Source organism: Enterococcus sp. AZ079 (genome assembly GCF_050547255.1).
Lineage (GTDB): Bacteria > Bacillota > Bacilli > Lactobacillales > Enterococcaceae > Enterococcus_D > Enterococcus_D casseliflavus.
Map to the genome: position 1 here is coordinate 2,144,411 of NZ_CP172955.1, position 19,336 is coordinate 2,163,746.

Genomic DNA, 19,336 nt, shown 5'->3' on the forward strand with positions numbered 1-19,336 from the left:
ATTTATCCTTTCAAAATTTGAATTAACGACTCTCTAAAATTTGTATTATCGCCTTTTATTTTATCCAAGAAATTATTCCTTCCAACTGTGTAGTATTTAAAATCATTGTCAATATAGTTTAATAGCTCTTTTTCTAAATTATTTAGACTGTCCAAAACAATTCCTAACTTGTAATAGTCTATTATTTCAGCTAAATAAGTTCCTTTATACGCAACTAAAGGTTTCCCAGCTATTGTAGCGGAATATAAGCGATTAGGTAAAGCAGTCTTGTTATTTTCAGAATCACAGTATCTAAGCACGCTTACAAAGTCACAATTATAAATAAGTTCGCGCTCATCTTCAGGGTTATATCTTCCTTTAAATACCACATTATTAATCCCTAAAGTTTTGGAGAAAGTCTCCAATTTTTCTTTAACTTCACCATCTCCAATATAAGAAAATTTAAATACTTCTGATGATTTAGTATTTTCTAATACAGTTGAATTAATTTCAAAATCCCGAATAGTCCCAATTGTAAGAATTTCATATTTATCTTTTCTTAAAAAAGAGTTTATCGGAGGGACATTATCATTTTGATGATAACCATAAGTGGTATTATGATTAATTACATATTCTCTTTGTGGCAACCAATCTTTGTACTTTTCGGAAGAAAGAACTACTAAATTAATTCTGTTTAACATTTTTTTTAAGTTCATTAAATTAATAATTTTATTTTTATCTCTTATATCTAAAATATAACTTAAATGAATTTTCTTTTGGAAAAATTTATTTAAAAAAAACGTTAATGGTAACCCAAAAATTATCACAGTATCATATGTGTCATCTACATACCTATCTTTTATGAATCTAGAGTACTTATAATAGTCTATGAAACCTCTTTGAATTTTTCGCTTATTATCATTGTAAGTAAAATGATTTTTCTTTTCTATACTAGTCCTATCCCAATTAATTAAATCATAATTAATATTCAACTCTTCAAAAATTTTGATATAAACTTTAATATATGGCATATGAATTATGTTTGAAGGGGTTACAAGCAGTACTTTCATGATAACCACACCACACGATTCACATAATCTGTATAAGAAACAATAATCCGTAATACTTTTTCAGATACATTTGGCATTGAATAATCTGATACTTGCCGGAGAGTATCATCTTCTTGTGACTCTAAAACTTCTAATCCTTCAAGAATTCTGGTTTTCTTTAAACCAACCATCATCACACTAGCTTCTTCCATAGCTTCTGGTCTTTCATGTGCCTGACGGATATTTAAAGCTTTGAACCCGAGGATCGATGCTTCTTCACTGATCGTACCACTGTCACTTAAAACAGCTTTAGCATTCATTTGAAGCTTATTGTAATCATTAAATCCCATAGGTTTCATGGTTTGAATCAATTCGTGGAATTGAATACCCTCTGCTTCTATCATTTTCATTGTCCGAGGATGAGTACTGATAATAATTGGATATTGATATACTTCAGCAATTGAGTTTAGCGAATCCACTAGATCATGAAAATTTTCTTTTGAGCTAATATTTTCTTCCCTATGTGCGGATACTAAAAAGTACTCATTTTGCTTAAGATTTAGTTTTTCCAAAATAGATGAATTCTCAATATCTTCTTTTCTAGAATTTAGTACTTCAAACATCGGACTACCTGTCTTAATAATTCGATCAGCTGGCAATCCTTCTCTTAGTAAATATTCTCTGGCGATATCACTATACGTTAAATTAATATCAGCTGTATGGTCAACAATTTTTCGATTTGTTTCTTCTGGTACTCTTTGATCAAAACAGCGATTTCCAGCTTCCATATGAAAAATAGGAATGTGTCTTCGCTTCGCGGCAATTGCACATAAACAACTGTTGGTATCTCCCAAGACCAAAAATGCGTCTGGTTTTACTTCTTCAAGAATTGGATCTATTTTGATCAGTATATTCCCAACGGTTTCAATGGCTGTACCTGTTGCTGCATTCAAAAAATAATCTGGTTTCTTTAATTTAAAATCTTCAAAAAAAACTTCATTTAGTTCATAATCATAGTTTTGACCAGTATGTACAAGTACATGGTCAATCGCTTCAGAACTCTCTAAACGATTAATAACTGCTGATAAGCGAATGATTTCTGGACGAGTCCCGACGACTGTCATAACTTTTAATTTTTTCAATGTTAGACCTCCACGTAATAAGTATCAGGATTTTCAGGGTCAAACGTTTCGTTCACCCACATAACAGTAACCATGTCAGTATTACCTAAGTTCTCAATATTATGAGTATAGCCAACAGGTATATCGACTACTTCTAATTTCTCACCAGAAACAAAATACTCGATAATTTCTTCAGAACCAATCTTTCTAAAGCGGATAACGCCTTTTCCACTTACTACCAAAAATTTCTCATTTTTGGTATGATGCCAGTGATTTCCTTTAACAATCCTCGGCTTTGAAATATTAATTGAGACTTGTCCGCGATCTTCAGTCCTCAAAAATTCGGTGAATGATCCGCGATCATCGATATTCATCTTTAAAGGATATGAAAACTCATCCTCTGGTAAAAAGCTAAGAAATGTACTATACAGATTTTTTTCTATTCTACGATTTAATTGAGGTACAGATAGATTTATTCTACTTTCTTTAAAAGAAAGAATTATATCTCTCAAAGCGCCCACAGTTACTGTATCCGTTTCTCTTACTGAACAAAAGTCATCGACAATAAATGGTTTTGCTTGAAGGCAATGCAGCAATTCTTTAACAACATCATCAATATAGCAAAGTTCAATTTCTGCATTTTTATCATTGACGGTTATTTCTTCACCTCGAGCCACTTTATAACAAAAAGTCGCTACTACCGTATTATAATTTGGTTTCGACCATTTTCCATACAAATTAGAGAATCGATAAATGTAGACTTTCGCTCCAGTTTCACTTTGATATTTTCGTAAAAGATCTTCTCCAGCTTTCTTACTGCGACCATAAGCATTGTTAAGAGCAGCTTGAATAGAGGATGATATCATTACTGGACAGGTATTGTTGTATTCCTTTAGTTTATCTAGAAGAACTGAGGTGAAACCGAAATTTCCTTCCATAAACTCTTCTTCTTCCTTGGGACGATTCACGCCCGCTAAATGGAAAACAAAATCTGCTTTTAAGCAATATTCATCTAATAAATGTGGACGAGTATCTATATCATATTCAAAAATATTTCCATAACCTTCATTTCGAAGCTCTGCAATTAAATTTTTACCTACAAATCCATTTGCTCCTGTAACTAAAATATTCATCGACTTTTCCACTCTTTCAACTCTTCTTGAACATAATCTAATGCTAATAATTTTTCCTTGATTTGTTCTACAGATAGTCGTTCTGTGTTATCAGAATTGTATTCACCTTCGTGTGTCAACTCAGTACTGCCTTCACTAAAATATTTCTCGTAGTTAAGATCTCTAGTATCAGCTGGAACACGATAGAAGCCGCCCATATCTTTCGCAACGAGATATTCTTCTTTTGTAAGAAGCGTTTCATATCTTTTCTCACCATGACGTGTACCTATAATTTGAATCTCATTTTCGACTTTAAAAAGTTCATTCACTGCTTGTGCTAGATCACCAACCGTTGACGCAGGCGATTTTTGAACCATGATGTCTCCTGCTTTTGCATTTTGAAATGCAAAAACAACTAATTCAACTGCTTCTTCTAAACTCATCAAGAATCTAGTCATGCCCGGGTCCGTTACAGTTAACGGTTTTCCTGCTTTTATTTGCTCAATAAATAATGGAATCACAGAACCTCTGGATGCCATGACATTACCATACCGCGTTCCGCAAATCATTGTATTTTCATCTGCCACAGTTTTCGCTTTTGCTACAAAAACCTTCTCCATCATTGCCTTTGAAATCCCCATTGCGTTGATTGGATAAGCTGCTTTATCTGTTGAAAGACAAATAACTTTTTTTACCCCCATCTCAACAGCAGCTGTCACAACATTATCCGTACCCATGACATTTGTTTTAACAGCTTCCATCGGAAAGAATTCGCATGAAGGAACTTGTTTTAAAGCAGCCGCATGAAATATGTAATCTACTCCGTACATTGCATTTTTAACACTATTTATATCGCGTACATCCCCAATATAAAATTTCAATTTGTCATTGTTGTATTTCTTTCTCATGTCATCTTGTTTCTTTTCATCTCGAGAGAAGATACGGATTTCTTTTATATCGGAGTCTAAAAATCTTTTCATTACTGCATTACCAAATGAACCTGTACCACCTGTTATTAATAACACTTTATTATTAAACACTTTTATTCCTCCAATATTCTTTTGAATAATTTAATGTATTTTTGAATTTGAATATTTCTACAATAGTTTTTGGAAACTTTGTTTGACATATTCTTACTCATAGAGCGAAGTGTTGTTTTATCATTATTTAAAGTCAACAAACTACTTATTAATTCTTCCGAATCTCCATTATGCACTGCGATTCCTGCATTACTTAATAATAATTCACGAGCAATGTCAGTGTTCGTATCCATGATCGCAATTACTGGTTTTTCTGCTTGATAATAACTATATGTTTTACTAGGAACTGCTAATCCAGAGAGACCCTCTTCAAGTGAAACAATAAATATAGAAGTGATGCTTAAAGCATCATTAAATTCATTCCCACTTAAATAATCAAACATAAAGCAATTCTTTAGACTTTTTTCTGTGATGACTTCTGATATTTCTTTTTTCTTATTGCCGTGACCAGCAAATAAAAAGGCGATTTTTTCTTTAGCAATACGTTCATCAGAAATTGTCTTCAAAATGGTATCCATATCCTGTGCCGTTCCCATATTACCAAAATAAGAAACTATGAGTGGATACTTATTACTTATCTCTATAAACTCCTGTGTCACAAGTTTATTCAATGATTTTTCTTCTGTTGCCCAATTTGGTATTACTATTATTCTTTCTGGATCAATGTTCCTATTTTTTCTAATATACGATTTCATGTCATTTGACAAAGCCACAATATTTGATGCTTCCGGATATAATCGTTCATTTATTTTTTGCATAAATCTAGAAATAAAACTATTCTTCCTAATCGTACCTGTTCTTTCAGCAATTTCAGGATAAAGATCATAAGCAACAAAAATAATTTTACATCCATATAGTCTTTTTGCAATAATGGATATTAAAGGCAAAATAGGTGGGTTTGAATAGACAATGATTGTTTTGTAATTTCTACACATTCGTACATTAAATAGTATTGTGAATATAAATGAAAAGTAATTTATTAGTCTACTTAAAAAATTCTTTCTGCCAAGTTGGATATATTTTTTTCGATAAACCGTCATATCATCGATTTTTTCGTTAACTGGTATTTTTTCATTTTTTTGTGTATATTCTCGAGGATAACCACATAGGACATCGACTGTTAGACCTGCTTTACTTAATCCTTGAGCAGTCTGATAAGGTAAGAGTGCCGAAGAAACATACTCTGGATAAAAGAATTGGCACATAAATAGTATATCTCTTTTCACTTTTCACTCTCCTCAATACTAGTCTTAAAATCTCTGATTTGATAATCAAATTTCACATTATTAAAAATCGATTCTGGATAACCCTCCAGCGTTGAATCATAGAAGAGCGTGCCAAAAACTTTTTGAAGTAATTTGCTATGCTCCGAAAGTTTAGAAATAAGGGTATCAAATCCTTTTATTAAATATATATTTCTGCTATGAAATTTTGCGATTTCATTTACCATTAAAGACGTGTTGACGAGCACTTTGTTCTGGGGATGGAACGTTCCATTTAACTGATTATCTATAATTACTTTGACAAAGCAATGGAGATTATCAATATAAAGCATGCTTCTCTTGTTGTTTACTTTAGGAAATACATTAATTTTTTTTGCCACATTTGATAATCTTTGGTAATTTCCAACACATTGCGGACCGTAAATCATAGGAGGTCTGATTATCGCTACTTTGAAAGAATCAGTTGCTAACCTTTCAATCTGTATTTCAGCTTCTCTCTTAGATTTACCATATGGTGTTTTAGGATTTATTTTAGTCTTTGCAGAAATAGCTCCACTCTCTACTCCAAAAACAGACATCGTACTAAAAAAAATAAAATGCTGTACATGTTCTTTCTTTGCTTTTTCTGCTATTCTAATAGCTAAATCACGATTTACTTTGTAATACAATTCTTCATTCGTTTCTTTGACGTGAACAATAGCTGCAAGATGAATCAAAACATCATATACAGAAAAATCAACATCTTTCCAAGTACTATCCCTAACACTAATCGTTTCAATTTGATAATATTCTTTATATTGCTCTATCCATGTTTTAAATGATGTACCAATATAGCTATTCTCTCCTGTGATGAGGATACGCTTCATTGCCCATCCTCCTTCTTAATACTACTTGTTCCGCCTTCTATAACACCCTCACTTTTAAAAACAGAAACAATCGTTCCAAGAAAACACTTCAGATCCATAGAGGGTGAAATGCTTTCAGTATAATTCCCATCTAAAAGAGCTTTTTGTTTAATTTCCAACTCGTCTCGACCACTAATTTGAGCTAACCCAGTCAATCCTGGTCGAATATCATTTGCCCCATACTTATCTCGTTCTTCAATCAAATCATATTGATTCCATAGCGCTGGACGAGGTCCAATGACAGCCATATCGCCTTTGATAATATTGAATAATTGGGGCAGCTCATCCAAACTAGTTTTTCTTAAAAATTTCCCGACCTTGGTGATATAAAAATCAGGGTCTGCTAATAGATGTGTCGGCATTTCTTTCGGTGTATCAATCTTCATTGTCCGAAATTTATAAATGTTAAAATGAGTTTTATTTTTACCAACCCGTTTTTGCTTGAAAATAATTGGCCCCTTAGAATCTAGTTTTATTGCTAAACATAAAAGTAATAAAACTGGTGATAACACAACGATCCCCATTAACGATAAAATAAAATCAATGATTCGTTTCAATCCATCCTTATACAACAAAATCCACTCCTATTTGTTTGAAGCATTTGCAAATTTCACGATTTCATTAGCCAATGTAGCACTCTCTTTAGGAAGTGCTTCTACAAAATAAAGTACCTCTTCCAATGAATATCCTTTGATATTACCAACAAAAATTTTCTCAAAGACTGCTTCATCATTCCGTTCTTTATCTAGTAATAATTCTTCGTATAATTTTTCACCAGGCCGAATCCCTGTTTCAATAATCTCAATCTCTTCTTCGCTATAACCACTTAGACGAATCATATTCTTCGCAAGATCAACGATTTTCACCGGTTCGCCCATATCTAATATGAAGATCTCGCCACCTTGAGCAAGTGCGCCTGACTGAATAACTAAGCGGCTAGCTTCTGGGATCGTCATGAAATAGCGAGTCATGCGAAAATCAGTCACTGTAATCGGTCCACCTTTTGCTATTTGCTCACGGAATACTGGAATCACACTGCCTCTTGAACCTAAGACATTACCAAAACGTACAGCAGAAAATTTCGTGCAACCTTTTTCATTTAAGCCAGTAACAATCATCTCAGAGATGCGCTTTGTTGCCCCCATGACGTTTGGCGGATTATTGGCCTTATCTGTAGAGACCATTACAAAGTTTTTCACCTTCGCATCTTTAGCAGCTTCAGCAGTATTCTTCGTTCCGTAAATATTGTTTTTGACTGCCTCTCTAGGATTGTATTCCATCAACGGCACGTGTTTATGGGCTGCCGCATGATAGACGATATCCGGTTTGACTTCGTTCATGATTTCAAACATCTTTTCACGATCTTGTATATCGGCTATAACGGGAACGATTTCGGTAATATTGTCTTTAAAATTGTTGTTCAACTCGCGGTCAATTAAGTAAATCGAGTTTTCTCCGTGTCCTAACAAAACTAGTTTTTTAGGATTGAATTGAATCACTTGGCGACAGATTTCGGAACCAATCGATCCACCAGCACCAGTCACTAATATCGTCTTTCCAGTAATTTGATCTTTGATGGAGTCGATATCCAATTTGACTTCATCTCTACCTAGCAAATCAACGACATCGATTTTCTTCAAACGTGAAGTGCTGATTTTTCCAGAGGCGATTTCTTCCATTGATGGCATCGTGTTGACTTTGACATGCAAAGGTTCAATTAAGCTAAAAATACTCCGCAATTTTTTCCGTGACAAGGATGGAATAGCGATCGTAACCATATTGATCTCATACTTTTGAATCAATTCAGGCAAATCGCTGATACAACCCAAGACTTTTTTCCCAGAAAGATAAGTGTTTCGTTTATTCGGATCATCATCGACAAATCCGATAATATTAATGTCACTTGCCGTTTTCGAACCTACGAAGCTATTGTAAAGAATACGGCCGCCTTCTCCTGCACCGACGATCAGGGTATTTTTGACAACCTCATTGGACGTACCCCTCATGTTTTTTCTTTCAATATAGATCCGCCAAATCAATCGACTAGCAATAATCAGAAAGAGCGAAAGAAAGTACGTAAAGATCACTAAGCGCACGCTATAGGTTTCATCACCGAAAAACAAGATCACGTTACAAGTAAAAGCGCTGCATGATACAGCCAAGAAGATAGCAATCATTTCTTTCAAGTTCGTGTAACGATTGATTCGAGAAAAAACACGAAACACTGATCCATAAAAAAGATAGAAACCGACAGAAAGGCTCACCGACATCAATGTAAATTCTTTTGGAATCGCCACAAAGGGTTTCATAAAATAAACTGCTGCAATATTTGCTGCTATGATCAATAAACTATCTACAACTATCAAAGTTACAATTTTTCTTCTTCTCGTTAATTCAAACAACCCAGTTGCCCCCTAAAATAACCCGAATTTCTTTTTTTTCACTTCTGTAAAAGCTGGAAAACTGATTTGATCCCCGTTTATCAAATCTTTTGCTACTTGTTTCATCAAGGTTACTTTGAGCATGCCAAAATCTTGCTCAATTTGCTCATAAGCTTCTTTTAAATTAAAGGTGCGTTTTGTAACGCCATGGGCATCCGAAGCGACCATCTGAACAAGATTATGTTCAACCATTGTTTTTGCTGTTTTTTGGATTTCTTTTCCAAATACGCCGACATAACTTGGCGCAGTTAACTGTGCCAAACAGCCCATATCCAAAAAAGGGATGAGATTGTTAGGGTCTTTTCTAAAATGAGCATTCCGCTCGGGGTGGACAATGACTGGAATCTTTCCCAGCTGTAGTAAATCGAAGAATATTTGTTCTGTATACGTAGGCACTTCAATCGTAGGAAATTCTATCAAGATATACGTATCATCAAGATCTGTAAAAAGGATGTCATTTTTCTGTATATCCTCAATTAAATCTCCTGTTATCCTAACCTCTTGCCCCTCAAGAACTGTCAAGGGCAGGTTCCGTGCGTCTAATTCTTCTTGTAAAGAGGTAACGAGAGAAATGACCTCTGACTTCGGATTGCGGTATTTTCCATTGTTATGATGTGGGGTACAAAGGATATGCGTAATTCCTTGGCTAATCGCTTTTTCAGCCATAGCAATGCTCGCAGTGATGTCTTCTGCACCATCATCAATTCCTGGTAAAATGTGGCAATGTAAATCAATCATTTCACTCGTCTCCTTCAAATTAATTAATTTCCATAATAATAGTAGTAACCTGAATCTTTCGAGTGTTCGGCACCGTTATAGACCACCCCAATGATTCTTGCTTGAACCATATTCAAAAGATCTCTCGCTTTTGTTAAGGATTCTTTACGTGCAACATTTTCTCGAACCACTAAGATCGTCCCATCTGCTTTAGATGCCATGATTTGTGCATCGGTGACTGCTACAACTGGTGGCATATCAAAGATAACCACATCGTAAAGGTTTTTCGCTTCTTCCATCACTTGGTTCATTCGTGCTGACCCAAGTAGCTCAGATGGATTTGGTGGTTTTGGTCCGCTAGTTAAGACAGATAAATTATCAATCACCGTTTTTTGAGCTGCTTCAAGGACGCTCGTTGAGGTACTTAATACGGTACTCAATCCACTCGCATTGTTTAAGCTGAATGTTTTGTATACAGTAGGCTTTCGCATATCGGCATCAACTAACAATACTCGTTGTCCTGATTTTGCAAAAACAACCGCTAAATTAGCTGAAGTTGTCGATTTTCCTTCACCTGGACCAGAAGAAGTAACAACAATGGTCTTGATTTGTTTATCTGCTGAAGACGCAAATTGAATATTTGTACGGATCGTACGATATTGCTCTGAGATTGGTGAAGAAGGATCAATTAGCGTGATCAAACTTACTGCATGTGTCTGCGTCCCAGTACGTTCTTGTTTTTTTGCCATCATTGTTCCCTCCTAGACTCGACTACGACTGCGGCGTGATTCTGCCGCTTTGTCGCCTTGCGGTTTCTTAATAAATGGTGCACTTGGTTTTTTCTGAATGGTCGCAGCCAATTCTTTTGGTGACATTTGGGGTACAGTACCTAATACGGTAAAGCCTAATGTTTCAGTTACAAATTTATCATCTTTGACAGTTCGATCTAGCAACTCCAATAAGAAGGCTAAGCCAACACCGACCATGATGCCTAGTACTAGACCAATGGCTAAGTTTAGTTTGTTGTTAGGTGAAACTGGAGTGGTACTAGCTACCGCACTTGAAATGATTGAGATTTTATCAACATTCATAACATCTTGGGCATTTTCTTGAAAGACTAATGCAGTCGTGTTGGCAATATTTTGCGCTGACACTGCATTGGTACTAGTTGCCTGAATGGAAAACATTTGTGAGTTTTGCGATTGATTGATTGAAATGGATTCTTTCAATTGTCCGACAGTCAAGTCAAGGTTGTTTTCGGACTCCAGTCGATCCTTTACTTGTGTCATAACTAAATCACTGACGATCATATCCTTATACGTATTGATCATTTGCAGGTTTGTATTTACATCGTTTGCATTGGTAGTTTCTGATTGAGGCAATGTCACAATCAACTGGGCTTGTGAACTGTATTTAGGTGTAATGACAAAGAAGGTGAATATCCCTGCTAAAGCTAAACCAGCAAACATTGAAATAAAAATAGCAGCTAAGTGTTTCCGTAGAATTGCGAATATTTCTTTTAAGCTAATTGTTTCTTCCATCTTTTCTCCACTTTCCTATTCATTCTCTAGATTTAGTTGAGCTTTCAACTCTTTTTGAACTCTTGCTAGTTCTTCTTCACTCACACGTTGATATGAGATGCCGTCTTGCATGAATCCTTCCCCTTGCAACTGATCTTGTTTGATCGTTTGAAAGGCACTGCGATAGTTAAATGCTAAGGTTCGCATGTCATCGAAACTCATATCTGTCTTCATGTTTTGCTCAACAGCATTTAAGATCGTTTGATATTGGGTGATTCCATCAAGACTCAAGACTTTCTTAACGATCCCTTCAACGATTTTCCGTTGGCGTTCTTGCCGTCCATAATCGCCGTTTGGATCTTCATAACGCATTCTTGAATAGGCAAGAGCTTGTTCGCCATTTAGTGACGTACGTCCGATAGCAAAATCAAAGCCATCTTGCGAAAAGGTGATTTCATTATCAACTTCAATGCCGCCGACTGCATCGACTAATTCTTTTAACCCAGCCATATTGATTGATACATAATGATCGATCGGAATATCTAAGAATTTTTCTACGGTATTCATTGCCATCGCTGGTCCACCAAAAGCATAGGCATGATTAATTTTATCTGTCGTCCCATGTCCAACGATATCAACATAGGAATCTCGTCCAATACTCACCACCGTCGTCTGATTGTCTTGCGGACTGATGGTCGCAACCATCATGGTATCAGAACGGCCTTGTTCGACTCTCCCTAAATCACCGGTATCGATCCCCATCAGTAAAACCGAGAAGGATTCTTGTTGGGATAGATCGACATCATTTTCACGTAGGCGATCTTCTCGATCACGCTCGACTGATTGATAAGTTTCGTTAATTGAATTTGACACATCAAAATATAGTTTGGCAGCGACACCGATCAATCCGATGACTAACACTGCGACGATTGAAAAAATAATTAAAAAGATTTTTTTTCCTTTTGACATTTGCTTTCCTCCAGTTATCTCTATTTTCTTTGATACATGTATCCATTAGTAGACAACGTCTGAACTTTGATCTGTCCAGGTGCCATCTCCTGCTGATGTATCCTCTGAATAACTTTCCGTTGAAGCGGGTGTATACGTGCTGTATCCTGTGTACCCCATTTGGGTAGCGACTTTATCTGCTAATTCGGTGTATTTATCTTTCAATTCTTCATTGCGAACTTTGCTGATACTGTCGACTGCACTCAGATATTTTTCTAAGGTGACTTCACTGGTCACCTCATCCCCATCAAGCATTTCATCAAAAGTTTCTTGTAACTTTGCAATGCGGTCTAATTGAGTATCCGCATATTCTAAATAGGAAACAACTAACTCTTTCCATTTACTATCCTCAAAAAAACTCAGATTTTCACGGACATTCCCAACATCCGTTTCTTTTAGATCGGCTCTAATGATGACATCATTTTCAGCACTTTGCCAATTTGAAACGCCTTCAGTAAATAAGGCTTCCGTATCCGCTTGTACTTTTAATTTTGCCTCGATGTCTTTTAGCTGATCATCAAGGGCGGTTTTTTCTTGTTGGATATCCACTGACTCACTTGGCAGTGCATCATCATCGATCCCATAATCGTCTGCTGATACTTTCACTGCAGAAAGTTTTGCGACTGTTTTAAGAACGTCTTCTTCTTTAAGATCTTTTCTCAAAAACGTTTGATCTTCGTTGCTGTAAAATTCAGCAATTTCATTAGACAACTCATTGATGCGATCTTTTTCGCTGGCAATCGCTGTCTGTGCGTATTCGACTCGTTGCTGATATTGCCTTTGGTTATTTTGTCGGTAACCAATGAAACATATTGCAACTGCGCCAATACCAACGGCTAAAACAGTCAAAGTCTTTACTAACGGCTTTCCCATGAACACACTCCCTACTTCAATTGTGCTTGTTTAAGCATTCTGCCTTCCTCTCACATAATAAAGGCAATTCTAGTTTATTATAAGAGAAATGTATCATTAAATAAAGGAAATTCCCGCTTTTTATTTATTAAGGTATATTTTTCGTCAATATAAGACTTATATAATGCCAAACATCAGTTATTTTAAAAAACCATAAATAACATCTACTCTACTTGACAGTTTTTTTAAACCCTCATTTTAAATAATAAATAATTCAGTTATAATCGTTGTTCTCATCACCTTTTAGGGTTGTCACTTTATAGAAAAATAACCTTGAGAGATTGTATTCATTCATTTTCCCAACATCTTTTCATTATAAATAGAAAAGATAAGAAATTCAGAAAGTAATTTTATACACTTTTCTTGTTATTATAAATCAATTTAGCAAAGATGAATTTTTTTCTTGGTGCACTTAGGGTTTCCTTCGCGTTTACTATTTATTTACACCAATCGTTCCTGTTAAAATTATAAGTTATCTTCTGTAAACTGACTTTCCCCCTCAATTCCTCCCTCCAATTTCTATGGTTTTTTTAAAATATAGTTAATCATTCATTTTTTATTTTATCACAATAAAATCATCACCCCCCTCTCATACTACTCAATGCCAATCAATTTCCTTCTATGCGCTGAAAGAAACGTGTTTCTACCTATATATATGCTGGTCGTCAGTTGATTTATAGAAAATGCAAAAAATCTTGCGCAGGCTCAGGTATAGATTTCACCAACCGATGAAATACGTGATTTGTTTTTTCTTCCCTATCTTCTTTAAGATGAATAAGTAAGATTTGCGATTTTATTCATGAAAGGAGCCACGTCTTGAGAAATTTTCAAATTAATTTCATTACCAACACTGCAACGATTCGATGGCTGAAAATTTTGATGGCATTCGAGAAAAATTATCAATGTTCGACTCAAGGTTTGGCAAAGATTTCAGGAAGTACCACGCGAACGATCGTTACGGACGTGACAGATCTCAAAGAGTATTTTGGCGACTGTTTATCGATCGACTCTTCTCATAAGGGGTATATTTTTTCAATCAAGCAGTCCGCTGTGTATTTAACGAAAAAACGTGCGCTGATTGCCGATGAGATTTTGTTCCATATCATCGAAAGTATTTTCCACAATGATCTTTATAGCTCATCGGAATGGGCAGAGAAGTACCATATATCAGAAAGCACCGTTCTTCGCTATTTACGGAAAGTACAACCTATTTTTTCTTTCTATCGTTTGGAGATCCAAACCAATCCTATTTGCTTTCTTGGTGAGGAGATCAATATTCGCAAGTTTTTCCATGATTTCTATTATGAATCGGAAATTACTGCCATACGATCTTTCCACCGATCGCCATCCAAAATATCACTGCTAGTGCTTTTTCAAGATGTTATCAACTCGACCAGCATGCTTGTTCATTTGGTGAATTCAATTATTACTTGTATATCACCTTTGAGCGCCATTTTGCAGGTCAAAGTATCGAGTTGCCTAAGCAAATAAAAAAAATATTTGAACAGTATAATGATTTTCGGTTATTTTCTGAAATCAATGAGGCTATGAGTGAACAATACCAAAAAGAACTTCCGTATGAGGAAGTCCTTTATTTGTTCTTATTGGTAAAAACTCGCCGCTCGATCAGTAATTTAGCGATCGAGCAAACCTTTTGTAGAGAGTATAATCATTGGCCTGAAATCAAGCAGCTTGCGGCAGCCTTTGTCAAGGATTGCTTGCCAGGTACACAAGATAGCGCTCGCGACCGACTCTTAGTAGAGTCCTTTTTTACGGTAGCAAAAATCAAGCAATTATTATCCCCTTTATTAAACCATATGATTTCTGATACCGTTCAATTTGTCGAAGAAGCATATACGGACGATTACCATCTATTTAAAAACTATCTGTTGACGCAACCATTAGCTAGAGAAATTTGGGACAGTAACACACTGGAGCACTTAGGAACGAGCCTTACGATGTATGTTACTTCTATTAAATCTTTGTACTGGCAAGCGAAGAAGAATATCGCTTTTTTGTTCGAAGGCCCCTTTTATTTATGCCAATTATTAAAATGCAAATCTGTTCGTTATTTGCGCAGCTCTCGGACCTTTTATTTCCCGGACTCCAATGAATTGTCCGCAGGCTATTTGGAAAAAAATCAAATTGATTTGATCGTTACCAACTATACGGAATACATTACCGAATATGCCCAAGACATTGATTATTTACTATTCAAAACCTTTCCCGATGAGCACGACTGGGAAGCTTTAGAGGAAAAACTGAACGCCAATTTCAATCCTTGATAAACGAACACCGTATGTTTGACTCCATCTGACCAAGCTATTCAAAAAATGCTCCTGAGAACGAGCGCAAGAGATTGTGATCAGTTTAACAATACATCCAGAGTATATCGTCTATGTCGTCACTGACGCAGCGATACGCTCTTTTCTTATGCCTTCCTACATTAAAAGCAAAAAAAAGAAGCAGCCACTTCATTCAGTGAGCTGCTTCTTGCTAGTTGATTGATTAATCGAGGATCGTTACTTTTACTTGACGACGTCCCCATTGGATACATTGTGCGACGTTATCAAAGTGAACATCAATGATGTTTCCTTTGATCGCGCCACCCGTATCAAGCGCTAGTGCTACGCCATAGCCTTCAACATTGACTAAGGTGCCTAACGGAATCACGCTTGGATCAACGGCAACTGCCATTGGATTTTTACGTAAGTCTGTGCCACTTGCTGTAAAGAAACTAGAGCCAGCTTCTTTATACGAGTAAGCAGTTGATTCCATCATCAATGTTCGACCACTACTTGTATTGCTGTTGTTGCTATTGTTATTACTGTTGTTAGTTGTATTGCTTGAGCTGCTGTTCGGGCTATTGTTGTTGCTTGAAGAGCTGCTTGATGATGAGCTGCTGCTTTCAGTCGTATTGCTGCTCGATGAAGCAGACGCTTGGGATTCAGAAGCGCTTGAACGTTCAGCAGCTTGAGCTGCTTCTTTTTCAGCTTTTTCTTTCGCTGCTTGTTCCGCTGCTTCTTTGGCTGCCCGTTCTTCTGCTGCTTTTTCAGCAGCTAAGCGAGCTGTTTCAGCTTCTTTGCTGGAAGCGATTTGTGCCAAGGTTGCTTCGTTTTCTTTCAATTGGGCTTGTAGATTCGCAATTTTTGAATCCAATGTTTTGGCTTCTGATTCTAATGCGGTTTGATTTTCTTTCAATGATTGCTGTGTTGACTGTGCTTTTTCTTCTAAAGCTTCCAGCTTTTCTTTTTCTGCTGTCAATGAATCGATCTTTTCTTTTTCCAAGTTTTGTAACATCGTCATCGCATAGGCACGATTGATAAAATCTTGGATGTTGGATGATTCTAATAGTACCGTCCAGTCTCTGGTAGCCCCGCCATTGACTTGGATGTCTTTCATACGTTCCGCAACGACAGCTTCACGCTTTTCAATTGTTTCTTGTGCAGTTTTGATTTCTGCTTTGGTTGTTGCTAATGATTCTTCATTTTCAGCGATTTGAGCTTTTAGCTCTTCTACCTCACTGTATTTCGCATTCACATCAGTCAATGCAATCTGTACTTCCGTACTGATTTCCTGACTTTGCTGCATGACGGCACTTTCTTGCTCTTGCAATGATTCAAGTGACTCAGCCTGCGCAAAGATTGGAGAAACGATTCCTGCCGCAAAGACAGCGACAACGATTGTTCGTAGTTTCTTTGCCTTCAAAAAATTCCCTCACTTCTCACTATGGTTTCCAACATATCCTATTATACAAATTCTTAAGAAGAATTTTATTGCAGGACCTTTACAATTTATTACAAATTATCGTAAAAGTGGGTGTTTTCATCGTCTTTTCCGACTGAAATTAGTCAGAAGTGGGAAGAATCAGCATTGATAAGGGTTTATTATTTGTAATCTAACCGTAACAAACCTATTTTTTCCTACGAATGGCTTCAATAAATCGAGACAATTCCTGACTGCTTTTTATCTGATTGATTTCTAACTTTTGAAAGTTTTTTAAGAGTCTTCTTTGATGGAAATTCAATCTCGGTAGATTTTGTTTTAAAACGCGCCATTCTTCTGGAAACGCTGCGAAGCGCCCTTGCCAATCGTTTTTATATTGCTCAATATTTTCAGCCAATTCTTTTTTGTGCTGTTCAAAGGCTTGATTGACCTGTTGCACCGCTTTCTGAAAGGCAACCAAGTTAGCTAGGGTATAGCCCATATCAAAAGAGAGAACCATTAATAAGAAAACGGGCAATAAGAATCCTACTCGAGCACTCAATGTTTGAACAATCTCCAGCATTTGCGGATGAACAAATCGAACAATCAGCACACAGCACACGCCCCAAAAAAGAGAAATCGGCAATGCCACCCGTCCATTGATATTCAATGGGACTTCTTTATAATCCCACCACGAGGCATGAAAAAAACGCTCAAGTAAATAACTTGTCACATATTCAAGCACGGTAACCAACAACGCTGCCGCAAAGAACAGTGGAATCACTTGCTCATGCAATGGCCGTAAAAAATAGACAACGCCAAGAATCCCAAAGCCGTAGATGGGTGTGATCGGACCAATAAGGAAGCCCCGATACACAAAGTGCTTGGCTTTTAGTGAGCAATAAATGGTTTCCCAAAGCCATCCGATAAATGAGTACAAGAAAAACAATAAAATGATCCGTTCAAATTGAACCATACCTATCCGCTCCTTTTCAAACTGTTGCAATGATCTGTGCAATCGTACTTGTCATCACAATCATACCACAAATCAATCGGTCTTATTTTGAATCAGTGTAGGAGCTTATTCCTCGTTTGAACGGTCTTTTTTGTTGCTTATTGATCACCAAAAATAATTGATGGGTGCACCTGTTCTTTCAAACTATAGCCACACAGTTCTTTGTTAAAGGTAAAATGATCTTGTTCCACATTGGCAATGATCTCATCTTCGGAAAATCCGTGAAAATCGTAGTCATTGATGTAACTGCGAAGTAATACTAATTTTGCATCGATCAAGAGAACTCGTTGGATGTCCATCCAAAAAGCCATGTCTTTGTTTTTCAATATTTTTTTCAATTCTGCTTCCTGTGCTAACCAGTACGCATAGACTGATGGCATTTCACATTTAATGGTTTCAGCAGATAATCCTTCTCTCATTTTTACTAGATACTCATTCACTGATTGATAAAACAATTTCCTTCCCCCTAGTTCCATTATTTTTAAACGTTGATCCTATGTTTCTTCTATTTCCTCGCCGCTTTGAGCTATCTTTCTCTATCCGACTGTTGCTGATGTCGCCTTTTTTGTATCGAAAGAAGCCATAGTATTTCGCAACAAAATTCTGACAATTATTCAAAACAAATAGATACATAAAAAACACACTATTATTTTATAGATATAACCGACACAATTTTTAACTTCACTATTCTTTTAATGCTTCCTTTCTTTTCTAAAGCATAGCAAAAGTCGCCCCGTATTTATAATCAACTTTTGCATCAATCTAAGAAAAAAGTGAAAATAAGCGGTAATAGTCAGTTATTTCCGCTTCATTTTTTTAAATTTACTATTTAACATTCCTTTATTTTTTTCGATTCATGCAATAACTGAGAATATTTTATTGCGTTATTTCCTTTCCTATTATACGATTAACTAAATAATGTTGGTTATTTGAAAATAAAAAACAAAGGGGAACGTGAGAATAATGAGAAAAAGTGTTGTTTTTAGTTTATTGGGGTTCACACTTCTTTTTGCTGGCTGCACGCCAAAAGAGGAGAAACCAGCTTCAGAAAGTACGGAAAATGCAAGCGCTACAAGCTTATCTATGACTTCGTCAACAGAAGTCGCCCAAGAATCGACGGTCTCTTCCAGCGAAGCGGCTTTACCGAGTTCGGAACAAACTATCACAGGCGTGAGCGGAACAAACTATACCATCGATTTACCTAGCAATTGGCAAGAGGTACCTGATTTCACTTCATTAAATCCTGACAATGATTTCATGTTGTCCGATGCGTTAGAAACAAAATACTTAGCTGCAGTCGTTGAATCGAAACAAGATTTTGCCGATTTAGAAACTTATCTCGGATTGGTTCAAGAAAATTTGGCAACGAGCTTCAATACGACTGCCACCTTTTTACCAATTCCTGACACGAAGGCCTATTTCGTTGATTTCCCTGCGACAGTTGAAGGGCTAAATATCCACTATATTTATTATGTACTTGAAACCGAAAATAATTACGTTCAGTTGTATGGTTGGACGTTAGAAAGCTTATACAACTCTTCAAAAGAGGAACTAACAGCGATCATGAACAGCTTCAAAGAAGAATAAAC

At 36.2% G+C, this 19,336-nt stretch carries 19 protein-coding genes; 3 read left to right on the forward strand and 16 right to left on the reverse strand.

The features are described from left to right. Positions 1–2 precede the first annotated feature (2 nt). Genes IGJ15_RS10230 through IGJ15_RS10290 form a run of 13 tightly spaced genes read right to left on the reverse strand, consistent with a single transcriptional unit; the run spans position 3 to position 12,988 of the window. Entirely contained in the window at positions 3–1,049 is a 1,047-nt protein-coding gene (locus IGJ15_RS10230; RefSeq protein ID WP_206902079.1) for a glycosyltransferase, read from the reverse strand. After that, on the reverse strand, positions 1,046–2,170 hold the full coding sequence (wecB, locus tag IGJ15_RS10235; RefSeq protein ID WP_086292097.1) for a non-hydrolyzing UDP-N-acetylglucosamine 2-epimerase: 1,125 nt from the start codon (positions 2,168–2,170) through the stop codon (positions 1,046–1,048). Before wecB ends, IGJ15_RS10230 begins: the two co-directional genes overlap by 4 nt. 2 nt (positions 2,171–2,172) lie before the next feature. Further along, on the reverse strand, positions 2,173–3,282 hold the full coding sequence (locus tag IGJ15_RS10240; protein WP_086292096.1) for a capsular polysaccharide biosynthesis protein CapF: 1,110 nt from the start codon (positions 3,280–3,282) through the stop codon (positions 2,173–2,175). Beyond that, a complete protein-coding gene (locus tag IGJ15_RS10245) occupies positions 3,279–4,301 on the reverse strand; it encodes a polysaccharide biosynthesis protein (RefSeq protein ID WP_086292095.1) in 1,023 nt (340 codons plus the stop codon). Before IGJ15_RS10245 ends, IGJ15_RS10240 begins: the two co-directional genes overlap by 4 nt. 2 nt (positions 4,302–4,303) lie before the next feature. Then, on the reverse strand, positions 4,304–5,527 hold the full coding sequence (locus tag IGJ15_RS10250; protein ID WP_430599054.1) for a glycosyltransferase family 4 protein: 1,224 nt from the start codon (positions 5,525–5,527) through the stop codon (positions 4,304–4,306). Then, a complete protein-coding gene (locus IGJ15_RS10255) occupies positions 5,524–6,390 on the reverse strand; it encodes an NAD-dependent epimerase/dehydratase family protein (RefSeq protein ID WP_086292093.1) in 867 nt (288 codons plus the stop codon). The genes IGJ15_RS10250 and IGJ15_RS10255 overlap by 4 nt, the downstream gene beginning before the upstream one ends. Further along, positions 6,387–7,001: a sugar transferase gene (locus IGJ15_RS10260; protein WP_170924024.1), complete on the reverse strand. Its 615-nt coding sequence runs from the start codon at positions 6,999–7,001 to the stop codon at positions 6,387–6,389. The genes IGJ15_RS10255 and IGJ15_RS10260 overlap by 4 nt, the downstream gene beginning before the upstream one ends. 12 nt (positions 7,002–7,013) lie before the next feature. Continuing rightward, entirely contained in the window at positions 7,014–8,831 is a 1,818-nt protein-coding gene (locus tag IGJ15_RS10265; RefSeq protein WP_086292091.1) for a polysaccharide biosynthesis protein, read from the reverse strand. Positions 8,832–8,843: 12 nt separating this feature from the next. Continuing rightward, positions 8,844–9,608, reverse strand: coding sequence for a tyrosine-protein phosphatase (locus IGJ15_RS10270; RefSeq protein WP_086292090.1), 765 nt, complete (start codon positions 9,606–9,608; stop codon positions 8,844–8,846). 23 nt (positions 9,609–9,631) lie between these two features. Next, the gene (locus tag IGJ15_RS10275; RefSeq protein WP_005234973.1) at positions 9,632–10,339 is read right to left on the reverse strand and encodes a CpsD/CapB family tyrosine-protein kinase; all 708 of its coding nucleotides are present in this window, start codon (positions 10,337–10,339) and stop codon (positions 9,632–9,634) included. 9 nt (positions 10,340–10,348) lie between these two features. Continuing rightward, complete coding sequence (locus IGJ15_RS10280) at positions 10,349–11,128, reverse strand: YveK family protein (protein ID WP_074931986.1); 780 nt, start codon at positions 11,126–11,128, stop codon at positions 10,349–10,351. A 15-nt stretch (positions 11,129–11,143) separates the two neighbouring features. Continuing rightward, on the reverse strand, positions 11,144–12,076 hold the full coding sequence (locus tag IGJ15_RS10285) for an LCP family protein (protein ID WP_074931990.1): 933 nt from the start codon (positions 12,074–12,076) through the stop codon (positions 11,144–11,146). A 45-nt stretch (positions 12,077–12,121) separates the two neighbouring features. Then, entirely contained in the window at positions 12,122–12,988 is an 867-nt protein-coding gene (locus IGJ15_RS10290; protein ID WP_430599056.1) for a hypothetical protein, read from the reverse strand. 855 nt (positions 12,989–13,843) lie between these two features. Here IGJ15_RS10290 and IGJ15_RS10295 point away from each other — a divergent pair. Then, a complete protein-coding gene (locus tag IGJ15_RS10295) occupies positions 13,844–14,518 on the forward strand; it encodes a helix-turn-helix domain-containing protein (RefSeq protein ID WP_242595989.1) in 675 nt (224 codons plus the stop codon). 56 nt (positions 14,519–14,574) lie between these two features. Then, positions 14,575–15,312 carry a hypothetical protein gene (locus tag IGJ15_RS10300; protein WP_231472426.1) on the forward strand — a complete coding sequence of 246 codons (738 nt, stop codon included), beginning with the start codon at positions 14,575–14,577 and terminating at the stop codon, positions 15,310–15,312. Positions 15,313–15,535: 223 nt separating this feature from the next. Here IGJ15_RS10300 and IGJ15_RS10305 read toward each other — a convergent pair whose 3' ends face one another. From IGJ15_RS10305 to IGJ15_RS10315, 3 genes are all read right to left on the reverse strand, one after another. Further along, positions 15,536–16,735 carry a 3D domain-containing protein gene (locus IGJ15_RS10305; protein WP_430599058.1) on the reverse strand — a complete coding sequence of 400 codons (1,200 nt, stop codon included), beginning with the start codon at positions 16,733–16,735 and terminating at the stop codon, positions 15,536–15,538. 205 nt (positions 16,736–16,940) lie between these two features. After that, the gene (locus IGJ15_RS10310) at positions 16,941–17,708 is read right to left on the reverse strand and encodes a putative ABC transporter permease (protein WP_034868446.1); all 768 of its coding nucleotides are present in this window, start codon (positions 17,706–17,708) and stop codon (positions 16,941–16,943) included. A gap of 137 nt (positions 17,709–17,845) precedes the next feature. Beyond that, the gene (locus tag IGJ15_RS10315; protein ID WP_194186020.1) at positions 17,846–18,223 is read right to left on the reverse strand and encodes a DUF7006 family protein; all 378 of its coding nucleotides are present in this window, start codon (positions 18,221–18,223) and stop codon (positions 17,846–17,848) included. Positions 18,224–18,710: 487 nt separating this feature from the next. Between IGJ15_RS10315 and IGJ15_RS10320 the strand changes: the two genes are divergently transcribed. Continuing rightward, on the forward strand, positions 18,711–19,334 hold the full coding sequence (locus IGJ15_RS10320; protein ID WP_301969476.1) for a hypothetical protein: 624 nt from the start codon (positions 18,711–18,713) through the stop codon (positions 19,332–19,334). The last annotated feature ends 2 nt before the right edge of the window (positions 19,335–19,336 follow it).